Origin of the sequence: Fischerella sp. PCC 9605 (assembly GCF_000517105.1) — a bacterium.
Taxonomy (GTDB): Bacteria; Cyanobacteriota; Cyanobacteriia; order Cyanobacteriales; family Nostocaceae; genus PCC9605.
Genome location: NZ_KI912148.1, coordinates 1,136,795 through 1,150,955 on the forward strand (window position 1 = coordinate 1,136,795; position 14,161 = coordinate 1,150,955).

At 43.6% G+C, this 14,161-nt stretch carries 11 protein-coding genes; 1 reads left to right on the plus strand and 10 read right to left on the minus strand.

All coding sequences use genetic code 11. From position 1 onward, the window contains the following. Nucleotides 1-297 precede the first annotated feature (297 nt). Nucleotides 298-972: a hypothetical protein gene (locus FIS9605_RS0107325; protein ID WP_026732010.1), complete on the plus strand. Its 675-nt coding sequence runs from the start codon at nucleotides 298-300 to the stop codon at nucleotides 970-972. A 217-nt stretch (nucleotides 973-1,189) separates the two neighbouring features. Here the strand turns inward: FIS9605_RS0107325 and FIS9605_RS0107330 are convergent, their stop codons facing one another. From FIS9605_RS0107330 to ntrB, 10 genes are all read right to left on the minus strand, one after another. Continuing rightward, nucleotides 1,190-2,566: a PrsW family glutamic-type intramembrane protease gene (locus FIS9605_RS0107330; RefSeq protein ID WP_026732011.1), complete on the minus strand. Its 1,377-nt coding sequence runs from the start codon at nucleotides 2,564-2,566 to the stop codon at nucleotides 1,190-1,192. 451 nt (nucleotides 2,567-3,017) lie between these two features. Further along, entirely contained in the window at nucleotides 3,018-3,620 is a 603-nt protein-coding gene (locus FIS9605_RS0107335; protein WP_026732012.1) for a DJ-1/PfpI family protein, read from the minus strand. Between the two features lie 101 nt (nucleotides 3,621-3,721). Next, nucleotides 3,722-3,952 (minus strand): hypothetical protein, encoded by a 231-nt coding sequence (locus tag FIS9605_RS42470; protein WP_155960374.1) that lies wholly within the window; start codon nucleotides 3,950-3,952, stop codon nucleotides 3,722-3,724. Between the two features lie 95 nt (nucleotides 3,953-4,047). Continuing rightward, nucleotides 4,048-4,500, minus strand: coding sequence for a nitrate reductase associated protein (locus FIS9605_RS0107340; protein ID WP_026732013.1), 453 nt, complete (start codon nucleotides 4,498-4,500; stop codon nucleotides 4,048-4,050). A gap of 87 nt (nucleotides 4,501-4,587) precedes the next feature. After that, nucleotides 4,588-5,040, minus strand: coding sequence for a phosphate-starvation-inducible PsiE family protein (locus FIS9605_RS0107345; RefSeq protein WP_026732014.1), 453 nt, complete (start codon nucleotides 5,038-5,040; stop codon nucleotides 4,588-4,590). 494 nt (nucleotides 5,041-5,534) lie between these two features. Beyond that, nucleotides 5,535-7,781 carry a molybdopterin oxidoreductase family protein gene (locus FIS9605_RS36475; RefSeq protein WP_035139440.1) on the minus strand — a complete coding sequence of 749 codons (2,247 nt, stop codon included), beginning with the start codon at nucleotides 7,779-7,781 and terminating at the stop codon, nucleotides 5,535-5,537. A gap of 765 nt (nucleotides 7,782-8,546) precedes the next feature. Then, the gene (locus FIS9605_RS0107355; RefSeq protein WP_026732015.1) at nucleotides 8,547-10,064 is read right to left on the minus strand and encodes an MFS transporter; all 1,518 of its coding nucleotides are present in this window, start codon (nucleotides 10,062-10,064) and stop codon (nucleotides 8,547-8,549) included. Nucleotides 10,065-10,227: 163 nt separating this feature from the next. Next, complete coding sequence (locus tag FIS9605_RS0107360) at nucleotides 10,228-11,076, minus strand: nitrate ABC transporter ATP-binding protein (RefSeq protein WP_026732016.1); 849 nt, start codon at nucleotides 11,074-11,076, stop codon at nucleotides 10,228-10,230. 88 nt (nucleotides 11,077-11,164) lie between these two features. Further along, nucleotides 11,165-13,150 (minus strand): ABC transporter ATP-binding/substrate-binding protein, encoded by a 1,986-nt coding sequence (locus tag FIS9605_RS0107365; protein WP_026732017.1) that lies wholly within the window; start codon nucleotides 13,148-13,150, stop codon nucleotides 11,165-11,167. Between the two features lie 73 nt (nucleotides 13,151-13,223). Further along, nucleotides 13,224-14,066 (minus strand): nitrate ABC transporter permease, encoded by an 843-nt coding sequence (gene ntrB / locus FIS9605_RS0107370; RefSeq protein ID WP_026732018.1) that lies wholly within the window; start codon nucleotides 14,064-14,066, stop codon nucleotides 13,224-13,226. Nucleotides 14,067-14,161 lie beyond the last annotated feature (95 nt).

A 14,161-nucleotide genomic window follows, 5' to 3' on the forward strand; every position in this document is an offset into this window, starting at 1 on the left:
TTTTCACAACTGATTTAGGATCGCTATATGCTAAAGGTAGGAGGGGCAGTCCAGCAAGAGGCAAAAGTAAAAAAGAACATTCTACATCTAAACTTTTCTCCCTCTCTCCCCTAATCCCCACTCCCAAAGGGAGCGAGGGGTGTCGAGTTCCCCCTCTTCTAAGAACGGTGATTTCTGTTGCAGTTATTAGCAAAAAACCTACAGATAAACTTAGCAAAATTATATTTTGCGTGCGGAAATTAGAAACTAGCTGCTGTAGCTGTAAATACAACAAATTGATTAATCGGGAGGCGACACATGGCTAAGCACATTCAAGGTTCAGACCATTTCCAAACTTTACCTTCTCAAATGGAACTCGAATTTTTAGAAGCACTGCTGCAACCAGAGGATGGTACTTATCCTTGGAACCCAGCAGATGAACACTCTGAAGAATATTTTCTCCAACTCGAACAGCAGTTCTTACTTGCAGATGCGCTGGAAGATGATTTGACCACGCGATCGCAAGCTTTTTACAACGAAATAGAGACGCTATGGGTTTCTAATTCCAAGCACTACAATTGTAATACAAACTATAATCTCGTAGCTAAACTTCAAGAAAGTTTACAAACAAGTTTGGCTACTCGTGTACCGCAAGATTGGTTGAAGGCGATCGCCACTAAAGCTGCTGATGTTTTTGTTGCCAAACACACCAAAGCTGCTGATGTTTTTGCCGATCAACAATTAATGGCAAAATGGCTAGTGGAGTGCGTTCAAGCTTTACTACCCGGTTTGGGAACAGATGTTTGGTTGGTCTTAGCTCGTCCCTATGCCTACGCAATGCGGGGTAGCGAACCACAAAATGGAGAAACCATACTCAATCAAGTTGGCGAACAAGAATGGACGAATTTATCTGAAATCGAACAGGCAAGAGCTAGTTTGGCGATCGCTTACTACGCTTTGCGGAAACTGGATAGCTTTGAAGGTGAAGCCTAAACTCAAATTTTTATTTTCTGGTTTGATCCAATTCCAATTCTTCTGGTGGCAAGTAGCTTTAGGTTGCGAGTGACGCTTGGATTGCAAGTCTTTTGAAGATTTTAGCTTAGGGTATAAGTCTGCCACTGTAAACAAAAGGTTAAGCGATCGCAAAACGAGCGTCATCTATCTGAAGACAGAAAAATTTGATTAATTCCTAAATCTTAATTTATTTTGCTTATTTAGGATCGAGAAAGCGGGTAGCGAAATTATGCTCTCGTGTAGGTGACAATGCGCGTGCCTTCAGAATTGCAGCCATTAAGAAAGCATAAGATAATACACCTACAACCACTAATAACAAGCCGTTAAGAGTTCCTGTGGCATTCCATAAAGCGTGGAGTCCGGCAGAAGTAAGATAGCCAATCAGCAGAATCTGCCAGCTTTTTCTGGGCTTGAGAACAGCCAACCCGATAAAATAGCCCAGGTAGCCACTGTAAGCCATGTGTCCAGCTACAGAACCTAAAATACGGGGAATTAACAGTTGCAATCCTGCTAGTTGACCAGCACCATCCCCTGACTGTATTGAGACATTTTGTGTAATTTGCGGTACATACTGCCCCAATGTTTCCAATAGAGTAAAGCCTACAGCAGAAGCAGTTCCCAGAAGAATGCCATCTAGAGGTTCCCAGACACCGATACGTTCTCGCCACGGTGAGCGCAGTCCCCTAGAAACCGTGTACGATAACAGTAATGGCAATGCTTTCAGTAATTCCTCCATCAAACCAGCACCAAAAAAGTACCGGATCAGTAGCTCTGTGAAGGTGATAGTTTCTTGATCTGAGGGTAAGCTACCAGGCAAGACGTTGCGAAAGAAGAAAATAAAAAAATCTAATAGGGGACTTAGTAGGATTAACATCGTTGTCAATCCTGAAGACATTAACACCCACCAAGGCTTACGCTTTCCACACAATTGATAAATAAAGTAGTAGGCAGCGGACGCTATATAAGTCCCCACAATCACTTGATTAGCTTGCGGATCGCCTACTGTGGCAAACATCAGGACTACAAAAACGACCGTAAGTACACCTGGTATGAGATAAGCTTTGCGAGTTAAATCTTTACCAGTCGAAATAATCGGAAACAGTTGCGTGAAGCTAACCGAAGAATCTGGTACTGTTGGTGTTTGGTAGCCTCCCGCTGGTGGGAGTGATGTAGCTTCGGCGATGGATGCAATTACAGTAGATTGGTGGTTGAATTCGTACTCAAACAGCAATTCCGGACCATCATAACCGAGAGTAATGCGATCGCCCGGCATCAATTGCTGACAACCCTGCAAGCGTTGTCCATTTAAATAAGTACCATTAGCACTATTCAAATCGCAAATTACCCAGCTAGATTCGCTATCTGGAGAAGTAGGAAGAGGACGAACCACCGCATGACGACGAGATACCATGCGATACATCATGGCATCCAAGACTATTTGACAGCTAGGGTCGCGTCCAATTACTGCTTCTTTACTGGGGAACAGTGAGTAACGAAATTCCGACCCGTAAGCTGCTTCTTTACCAGACACTAGCCGCAGAAATGCATTTCGTCTTGCGTATTTGCCTGTCATCGAGTTGCAGGGTGTTGCTAAACTGTTTCAAGAAAATAATTGGCAGTAGGACTTAGCCTTAGCCACATCAATAGCAGAATTGCTAAATCCACTATAGCTTCACTCTCCGCTTAGGAATTAGAAATTAAAAAAATCAAAATAAATCGCTCTTTAATGCTTTCCTTGCTTCTCAATCTGTACAGTTGTGTAATATTAATCAGGTTAATCACTATTTTCTATTTGTATGTCTCAGTAAGTACAAATCAACAAACATAGTAAAAAAAGATAAGGAACATATTATATCCTTATTCTCTACTCACCCTAAGGGTAGGTATGACTTTCAATTACAGCATTTCTAGGGATAGAATACAACCCTCCCCAAGGGATAGGGGAAGGTATCCGACAGAACTAATTGAGTTTTGGATTCTACGCAGTTGAAAATTGTTGTAAGTTTGAGGTTGGTGTATATCGCCTAACTGACTGTAGCCATCTCGGGATGCTCAATCTTCGTGCCGAGTACTTTTAGGAATTCCGCCAGCCAACGAGGATGGGCAGGCCAAGCTGGTGCGGTTACTAAATTGCCATCAACTATTGCCTCATCCACTGGAATATCTACGTAAGTACCGCCTGCACGGCGCACATCTGGCCCGCAGGCAGGGTAAGCAGTACAACTCTTTCCTGTGAGTACATCTGCGGCTGCCAACAATTGCAAACCATGACAAATGGCAGCGATGGGCTTGTTTGCTTGGGCAAAGTGACGAGTCATTTCTAGCACTTTCTGATTCAGACGTATATATTCTGGTGCGCGGCCTCCAGGGATGACTAGAGCATCGTAAGTATCAGGGTTTACTTCATCGAAGGTGGCATTTACCGTGAAATTGTGACCTGGTTTTTCACTATAAGTTTGGTCTCCTTCAAAATCGTGAACGGCAGTTCGCACCTTGTCGCCTGCTTTTTTGTCAGGGCAAGCTGCGTGAACAGTGTGTCCTACCATTTGCAGCGCTTGGAAGGGAACCATGACCTCATAATCTTCTACATAGTCCCCAACGAGCATAAGAATTTTCTTTGCAGCCATGTTTTAATATCCTCACTTTGATCGTAAAAAAAGGAATTAGCTAACATCACTTATATTATCTATGTGTCTTAGTGTCTTAGAGGTTATTTATAAAGTAAATATTAAGTAGGGGAGCCAGTGCGGTGGTGAGACAGCGCGGTCTTGGGGTTTCCCCCCATGTAGACGCCCGCAGGGCGGCTTCGGTGCAGGGTGCGACTGCCGTGCATGGTTCCCCGGCATAAAGGAGCCACTGCGTTGCGGGTGTACCAAGCGTTGTAGCACGTGGCGTCACCTGGCGTTGTGTTACGGCTATGTAAGGATTTGAGCATCCTTTGAGAGTTGGAATTAGCCACAGGGCACCACTGGCGTGGCGGTGCGTTACGCGCTGCTTTAACGCACCCTACAATTTAAGGTTTACTTTATAAATCATCTCTTAATGTTCCTGATTTTATTGCAGATTAAATTCCTTCAAAGCCGGGATAAAGTTTTTATTTTCATGCCCAGGACGACTAAGTTTAATCAGGGCAAAACGCTGCAAGGGAGTGATATTTGACCAGTATTCAGTAGTGATAGTAACGCCTACTTCTTGAGCTTTTTCATAAACACTACTTGGTACAGTACTAGCATCCATCCATGCGGGATGAGCCTCAACAGGCAATTCAGCGGCGGGTGTACCCGTGCGTTGTAAAATCAATTCTTGGATATACTTGCGGTAAGCCTGAATTTCAGATTCTGTAGTGCAAGGTAATTCAACTAAGTTTTGACGCTCTAATTGAGTCATGTGGTTCCAATCTGATAATTTCAGCTTAATGCCACAAGTATCGAGTTTGCAACGTACCTGCATGGGAATGCAACGCAGGGAATTAACAAAATCCGCCTCAAATTGAAAGAATTCTGACATAACCTTGAGTAAATATTGAACTCATAAAACCCAATAATCAACCAATAATTAACTATTAACAAACAACAAACAACCAATAAGTATTAACTAATGTTTGGCGTTGGTGGTACGAATAATCCAATAACTTATTGAAAGAGCAAGTAGAGCTATTCCCAAACCAATAATATCAATGCCCGAGACTTTGTCTAAATCTAGAATAATAATTTTACGCGCTACAGCAATTAAGGAAGTTACAATCACTAATTCTACTTGTAAAACATGTTTTTTGAGATAACCTGTGATATTCTCCAAGATTTCCAAAGCAATCAAAACATTTAAAAATAAGCCAAAAATTTTAAATAATGTTGTATTAAATTTAGCGTATGGAGTGCTAAATAATTCTTTATACAGAAAAATACCCAAATCAAGTATCGCTACAAAAATCACCACCAACATCAAAAGAGAAAGAATTTTCGAGACTATCACCTCTATGTTTTCAACTAGGTGCATAAATTTTTCATCTTTGCTGGCTTCCCGAATTCGCTGGAATAGTTTCCTCATCGGCTACACTTTCTGCTAGACAATTGGTGATAGCAACTACATAACTTGGTTGTGATTATAAATCAAAAAGGGTGTACTAAAAAATGTAGGGCAAAGTGATTAGGTAACAATAAATTGAGATAACTGGACAATACACAAAATTTGTGCATTAGTAGGTTATACCATTGCTTTACTAACCCGCACCGCTTTTTTCAGTCAGACTCAATGCTAGTACTTTGCTACACAAAGTATGCTGGGTTTGTAGTAAGGGCTAAAGCCCTCACTACGAACCTCACATCACCCAACAAAGTTGATGTGGTTGAGTACTAGCTTCCCACATCAAACGCATCTCTACCTACCAGATAACCTAGCAAGCTTGGATGCTGCTCCACAGCAAATCAATTCTTAAATTTAAAAATTAAAACTTGTTATGGATAAATTTTTATCCATGACAAGTTTATAGTTAATAAACTCAAAAATACGTTTATTTGACAGAGTACTATTCAGAGAGTGTTTTAACTCCCCCTTAAAACGGTATGGGAAGCTGGTAAATAATCCTTCACTGTTAACTCTACAGTAACTGGTACTAACTGCACTGCACAAGCTTTTAATTCCGGTTGCAGTGAGTCGGGGCAAAATTCTGGGTGGGTAAGGGCGTTGGCTTCAGCGTTATCTGCCCACAGTGCGCCCCAATGCATGGGGACAAACACCGTACCAGGTGCGATCGCCTTTGTAATTTTCGTCGCAAATCTAGCTTTGCCTCGGCGCGATCGCACTTCCACTAACTGGCGATCGGTAATTCCCAACCCAGCAGCATCGCGGGGATGAATCTCAATAAAAGGTTCGGGGTGCATCTGGCGAGTTTTTTCAATGCGACCAGTGCGCGTCTGGGTGTGCCAATGTCCGTAAAGTCGCCCAGTTGTCAGCACAAAGGGATAATTAGGATCTGGTGGTTCTGCCAGTCCCCGCGAGTGATAGGCTGCAAACCGGGCACGTCCATCAGGGGTATGAAAGCGCAAATCGGTGTATAGCCTTTTAGATGATGGGGTGGTGAGACTTTTGTGATGGGGTGAAGTCTTCTCCCCATCCCCCCATCTCCCCATCTCTTCGTCGGGGTGCGGCCATTGAGTAGGGCCTTGTGAACGCAATTGTTCATGACTTAACCCTGTCATATCGCAAGGGCGATCGCGAGTCAGTTTGACAAACTCTGCATAAACTTCGGCGGAGTTAGCAAAGGCAAACTCTCCTACAAAACCTAACCGACGCCCAACTTCGGCAAAGATTTCCCAATCTGGTTTAGCTTCTCCTGGTGGTCGGCGAAATGCTGGACACAGCGTCACCATTCGTTCAGAATTGGTCATGACGCCAGTTTTTTCACTCCACTGGGCTGCTGGTAGCAGGACGTGAGCATAAGCAGCTGTTTCTGTCGGGTAATAAGCGTCTTGGTAGATAGTAAAGGGCGATCGCATCAACGCTGCTTTTGTTCGCTCCAAGTCCGGCATACTCACCGCCGGATTAGTAGCAGCAATCCACAGCAAGCCCACAGTGCCATCTTCCAACCCAGTAATCATATCCCAAGCCGTCAGACCAGGATTGGGCGAAATCTGCCCTCGCTTCAGACCCCAAACATCTTCTACTTCAGCGCGGTGTTGGGGATTTTTCACCAAGCGATAGCCAGGTAATAAGTGCGCCAAACCTCCGGCTTCTCTTCCTCCCATTGCGTTTGGCTGACCTGTGAGCGAAAAAGGCCCTGCCCCTAGCTTGCCTATTTGTCCGGTCATCAGGTGCAGGTTAATAATAGTTCTGACCTTCGCTGTACCTTCTGAGGATTGATTCACACCCATTGACCACAAGGACAGTACCCGTTGCGATTGTCCCCAGTACCTAGCTGCTGTTTCTAAATCTTTAATATCGATTCCACATTGATGAGCCACTACTTCTGGAGAATAGTGCCGAATCACCTCGGCGTACGCGGGGAAGTTACTCGTGCATTCGTCAATAAACCCAGTTTCAATGTAGCCCCAACGCATCAACAAGTGAGCAATGCCATTCAATAAGTCGATATCTGTACCGGGACGAATCGCTAAATGCAAGTCGGCTGCTTCTGCTGTGGGTGTTCGACGGGGATCGACCACAATCATTTTCATCTTGCGGTTCTTTTTGTGATGTTTCTCCAATCGGTTGAAAACGATGGGGTGACATTCCGCCGTATTGGTGCCAATTAAAAACGCACAATCAGTTAACTCTAAGTCTTCATAGCAGCAAGGAGGGCCATCTGAGCCAAAGCTTTGGATGTACCCAGCTACAGCACTAGACATGCATAAGCGAGAGTTAGCATCAAAGTTATTGCTGCCCAGACATCCTTTCAAAAGTTTTTGGGCTATGTAGTAATCTTCGGTTTGAAATTGACCGGAACCATACATGCATATAGCTTCTGGGCCCTGAGTGAAACGTACGGTTTGAATCCGTTTGACGATAACATCAAAAGCTTCATCCCAACTAACACGCCGGAACTCCCGATCCAAGGAGTCTCGCACCATCGGATAATGCAGTCTGTTTTTATCTAAAGACTCGGCGATCGTTGCACCTTTGACGCAAACCATACCTTGACTGGATGGATGGGCTTTGTCGCCCCGCACCCGCCAAATCGGGTTGCCTTGGCTATCTCGATGAGTTGCTTTGCCTGGTTGCGCTGGTGGCGAGACTTCTAATCCACAGCCCACACCACAGTAAGGACAGAGAGTTTTGGTAATTTCAGTCATGGTAATCGCACCATGTTCCTTGATTATTTAAATATTGAAGCCAAGATTTATAGACGGAAGTTTTCAGAAATTACTGTATTTCCAAGACTTTTCTATCCAATTTAAATTACTAAAAAAAGATTTGAAAATGCATTTAAAAAACTGAATGATTTTAAGTATTAAATGGGCAAATTTTAGTTTCTTTAAATTCTATTAATTGCTTGGAAAAGTATATGTACTCAATTAAAGAGCAAGTCAAAAATATAAAATGTCATCTCTGATACATTTCGCCGTTTTTGAGGTGATTTTTCGGACTGGTTTTATATTATTTAATGTATAAAAATTAGTTATAAATATTTTGTAAAAATACAATAATAAGTAGCCTAATTAAAATAGGAAGATAATCTAATATATTGCTATTTTTTAATAGTTATTAAATATACATATTTAACCTGAAGATGCATATTTGTAGTAGGGCTTGAGTCTTTAAAACTCTTATGCAGAGGGATAAATGGCTACCACGAGTAGAACTTTAATTTATTCATATCTAGCTAGTTTGTTAAAGATTGCTGACAATTTAAACGTGAATAGTAATGAATCATTAACTCAAAAGTAAGAAAACTTTATTTGTTGAAACTTTATACCTTAATCGGTTGCCTTGAAAAAAATTGCTTTTTGTAAGTTGATTTATGAAAGTAATTTTACAAGGAGCACATCCTAAGTAAATTCCAAGGAATTTTAGGTTATGCCCCATGCTATTTAAAGCTAAAAATCAGCGCTTTTAACCTACTTTAATTCCTCGTTAAAAACGGGGAGTATTTCTGCTGCCAGTTCTGGTGCTTCGCCTTCATGATGTTCAGCAAAAGAGCCCTTTGGTTCTTTAAGGAAGAACCAGCATAAGAAAGTAACAATCAGCGCGGTAATTCCCAAAGTTTGGAAAAAGATTCGATTTCCAACTTCACCATCAGGTAAAAAGCTGTATAGAGTGAGGTAAGCTACTGCTCCCACATTGCCGTAAGCACCGACATTTCCGGCAATTTGACCAGTAACTCGCCGCTTAATCAGAGGCACGATCGCAAAGGTTGAACCTTCCCCAGCTTGGACAAAGAAAGAACAAGCCATAGTCAGAAGGATTGCTAGGGGTAGCCACCAATTGCTATTCACTCCGCTCATCAGTAGATAACTAATGCCCATGCCAGCAGTCAATACAGTCATTGTCCATCTACGGCTGCCTAAGGTATCAGAAACCCAGCCACCACCAGGACGTGCAAACAAATTCATAAATGCATAGCTAGCGGCAATCATCCCTGCCAACACTTTGTTTAGACTGAAGCTTGTCTCAAAAAATCCGGGAAGCATAGAAACAACAGCAAGCTCAGAACCAAAATTAACAAAGTAGGTTAGTTCCAGTAGAGCAACCTGAGAAAACTCATAACGGTCATCAAGAGAATAGCGCTTCTTACCTGTCATCAATTCATGATTCACATCCCAGCACTTGTAGGCTTGGAACAGGTACAAACCAACCAACAGAAGGTAGACAATCAGCAATTGACTTTGATTAAGTAAACCAATTTGAGCAATACGCCAAGCTAATACCCCTAAGATGCCGACGAGGGGAATGTTCATCAACATCAGTAGCCAAAAGCTTTTGCGGCTAGTTACTTCCATACCACCGTGGCGTTTAGGCCGCTGATAGACCTTACCAGAGGGAGTATCTTGGGCGTTGAGTAGATAAATAACTCCGTAGATAGCGGCGATGATTCCAGTCAGAGCGATCGCTAAACGCCAGTTGATTTGACCAGCAGCTAGAAATGCTGTTCCCACAGCAATAGAAGGCAGGGTAAAAGCCGCAGCTGCTGAACCAAAGTTACCCCAGCCACCATAGATTCCCTCAGCTATGCCAATCTCTTTTGGCGGAAACCATTCGGCAACCATACGAATGCCAATGACAAAACCAGCGCCGACAATACTCAATGCCAAGCGACTAATCACCAACTGGCTAAAGTTCTGTGCCATTGCAAAGGCAATACAGGGAATAGCTGCATACATCAGCAGCAGTGAGTAGGTAATACGCGGCCCGTATTTGTCTAAAACCATACCGATAATTATACGTGCTGGCACGGTCAGGGCAACGTTACAGATAGCGATAGTTCTGACTTGTCCTTCAGTTAAACCGATCGCTTCTTTTACTGCTGTTTGAAATGGGGCAAAGTTAAACCAAACTACAAATGATAAAAAGAACGCAAACCAAGTCAGATGCAAGATGCGGTAGCGGCCTTTGAATGACAATAATCCTTTAAGCATGCAAGCCTTCCTAAGTCAAAAATTGCACAGAAGTATCTTGGAGCAGTAGAGCAATTACTCTAGCTGGATCGCAGATTTGTATCTGGAGTTACATTTTTTCTGAAGTTATGAACAAAATGTCTGTTTTTAAGCGTAATAATGCTGAATAAAAAGGTTCAAAGGACTACTCTTCACTGTGAGCGCAGCGGCGATACAAGAAGTCAAGGGCATAGTTCCGCAAGTTGTAGTACTCAGGATCTTCCATAATGCGGCGACGATTGCGGGGGCGAGCGAAAGGAATATTTAGCACTTCACCGATATTGGCAGCAGGGCCGTTAGTCATCATCACCAGCCTGTCTGCAAGGAAAAGTGCCTCATCAATGTCATGAGTAATCATCAATACCGTGACTCGATGTTCACGCCAGATTTGCAGCAGTTCTTCTTGCAGTTCTTCTCTGGTAATGGCATCCAATGCACCGAAGGGTTCATCCAAAATCAAAACTTGGGGACGGATGGAGAGGGCGCGGGCGATCGCTACTCGTTGCTTCATCCCACCAGAAATCTGACTGGGTTTCTTGTCAGCCGCTTCTGTCAGTCCCACCATTGCTAAATGTTCTTTGACGATCGCTCGTTTTTCTGCCTGGGTTTTACGAGGAAAAACGGAATCAACAGCCAGGTAAACATTATCAAATACACTCAGCCAAGGCAGCAGGCAGTAGTTCTGGAATACCATCATCCGGTCTGGCCCTGGTTCGGTGATGGGGTTGTTTTGCAGGAGAACTACGCCATCGGTGGGCGTGTTGAAACCGGAAACCATATTCAGCAGGGTTGATTTGCCGCAGCCAGAGTGACCGATAATGCAAACAAATTCGCCTTCACGAACTTTGAGGTTAACTCCATCCAGTACGGTGTGAGGGCCATCAGGAGTTGGATAGATTTTGTTTACGCCTTCAATAACCAAAAAGTCTTCTGCCTTCTGGGTTTGCAGTTGATTGATGTTGGTTTTGCTGCTAGTTCCGTTTAGTGTTCGCATGATGATTGTTGTTTGTTGGTTGTTGTTTGTTGGTTGTTGGTTGTTTCAATCAACTAACAACCTATGACCAATGACTAATAACTAATGACTAAATAAATACTTCTTCAACGCGGATCTGGCGTTTGATTTCCAGGCTTTGGAGATACTCTAGCGGCTTGGAAGGGTTAAAGACTTTACCATCAAATAAGTGAATGGGGTCATCCTGTCCGATATCAAGCAAGCCGAGGTCGCGTGCAGCAGCACCGAATACGTCTGTGCGACAGACTCGTTCAATCACTTCCACCCAGTTTTTGGGGAAGGGTACTAAGCCCCAACGCGCCATTTGAGTAACCATCCACAGCAATTCAATGCGGTTTGGATAGTTGGTTTTATTGACATAGAACTGGTTATATGCTGTGAGTTGCTGAGGCTGAGTGCCATCGCCGCGATCGTAGGGGTCGATAAAACCGGGACGGGCGTATGCAGGATCGATATCAAGGTACTCGGGACGGCAGATTAAATCCAGAATTTCTTCGCGGTTGCGGAGATCGTCACAGTATTTGCAAGCTTCTAGCAGTGTTTTGACCAAGGCAAGGTAAGTTTCTGGATACTTCTGCGCCCACTCTTCCCGCACTCCCAGCACTTTTTTTGGCTGTCCTGACCAAATTTCTAGGGCAGTAGCAGCAACAAAGCCCACGTCTTCATGAACAGCAAGGTAGTTCCAGGGTTCGCCAGCACAATAACCGTCAATATTTCCAGCTTTGAGTTGGGAAACCATTTGTGTTGGTGGTACTACCGTGAGGCTGATATCCCGATCGGGATCGATGCCACCAGCAGCTAGCCAGTAACGCAAAATTAAGTTCAGCATTGACGTCGGATGCACTATTCCCAAAGTGAGAACTTGGTCGGGAGAGGCATTAATCGCGGCTTTTAAGTCAGCTAGGTTTCTGACACCTTCGCTGTACAATCTTTTGCTTAAGGTAATGGCGTTAGCGTTACGGGAGAGATTCAGGGCATTGACTACGCAAATCGGTGTTTTGCCACCAGCGCCCAAGGTGAGAGCAAGGGGCATACCGGCGACCATCTGGGCGGCGTCTAGTCTGCCAGTAGCAACACCTTTGGCGATTTCTGTCCAATTGGGTTCGCGGCTGAGAGTAACTGCTTCTAACCCGTAATCAGCAAATAAGCCCTTTTCTTTAGCCACGATTAGAGGTGCAGCATCAGTCAGGGGCAGAAAGCCAATTTCCAAATTGACTTTTTCTAAACCGTTGCGGGATACAATTACTGGTGCCTCAACCTTAGCCTTGTGTTTCTTAAGGAGTTTTTGCTGGTTGAGGAAGTAAATCATTTCATTCCGCAGATTGTAGTAGCTGGGATGATTGACTACTTCTAAACGTTGGCGGGGACGGGGAATCGGCACTTCCAAAATTTGCCCGATATGAGCTTCCGGGCCGTTGGTGAGCATGACGATGCGATCGCTCAACAATAGCGCCTCATCCACATCGTGTGTCACCATCACACAGGTGACGTTGTGTTCATTACAGATTTTCATTAGTTGTTCTTGCAAGCTACCCCGCGTCAGGGCATCCAATGCCCCAAAGGGTTCGTCTAGCAGTAACAACTTGGGACGAATTGCGAGGGCACGGGCGATCGCCACCCGTTGTTTCATTCCACCCGATAATTCGCTAGGACGTTTTTTCGCTGCGTGACGCAGCCCTACCATCTCAATGTGCTGTTCAACAATGGCATTGCGATCGCCCTTGGGCTTATTTTGATAAACTTCATCAACTGCTAGGGCGATGTTTTCCCGCACTGTTAACCAGGGTAGCAGCGAGTAATTTTGGAACACCACCATCCGGTCGGGCCCTGGATCTCTGACCTCGCGTCCTTCTAAAGTCACACCCCCAACACTTGCCCTATCTAAACCTGCAATGATATTAAGCAAGGTAGATTTACCACAACCAGAGTGCCCAATCAGGGAAATAAATTCCCCTTGTTTGATTTTCAGTTCAATATTTTTCAGCGCGATATATTTACCGCCATTGGGGAGATTAAATACGCGATCGACGTGGTCAATTTCAACAAAAGTAGTCATTGGTTCCTTGTTAGTAGTTAGTAGTTAGTAGTTGTTAGTCATCAGTTCTTAACTCTTGACTATTGACTATTGACTACTTCTGTTCTTCAGGAACAACTTTACTAGCTACAAAACCAACCAATCTATCTAGCAACAAACCCACCAAACCAACATAAATCAGCGCTAGGATAATCTCGCTCAGATTGGTTTCCGTAGTAGTGTTGTAAGCATCCCAAATAAAAGAACCAATTCCTACACCGCCGACCAACATCTCAGCCGCGACAATCGCTAGCCAAGATAAACCAATGCCAATTCTTAATCCTGTGAATATATAAGGAACAGTGGCAGGGAAGACAATTTTTAAGAAATACTTTAGCCCTTTGAGTCGTAAAACTCTAGCAACATTTATGTAATCTTGAGGAATTTGTTGCACACCTACTGTGGTGTTAATCAGAATTGGCCAAATAGAAGTAATGAAAATTACGAAAATTGCTGAAGGATTAGCCTGTTGAAATGCTGCCAGTGAAATCGGTAGCCATGCCAAGGGCGGCACAGTTCGCAACACTTGAAAGATGGGGTCTACGGCATTGTAGAGTAATTTATTAGCGCCAATGAAGATTCCCAACGCAATTCCGACAATTGCTGCTAGAGAAAATCCTAGACCAACCCGTCCCAGGCTACTGAGTATCTGCCAGCCTAAGCCTTTATCACTTTCACCATTATCAAAAAATGGATCGATGATAAAAGGGTCCCAAGTTTCTGAGAAGGTTTCGATTGGGCCAGGCAACTTAAAATTAGGGTTTAAACAAAGTAGTTGCCATATCACCAAAAAAATAGCTATTGCTACTATTGGTGGCAGAACTTTTTTCAAAATTATTTTATTTATATTCTTGCGGGGATTTTTTCTGATAACACGACTCCCAATAGTAGCTGTCATTTTCTACTTTCTCCCATTGCGTTCCAGTTGACTTAATTTGAATTTTTACAGGCATAAAAAAAGGGGCTATGAAATTGTAAATATGCCAATTTTCT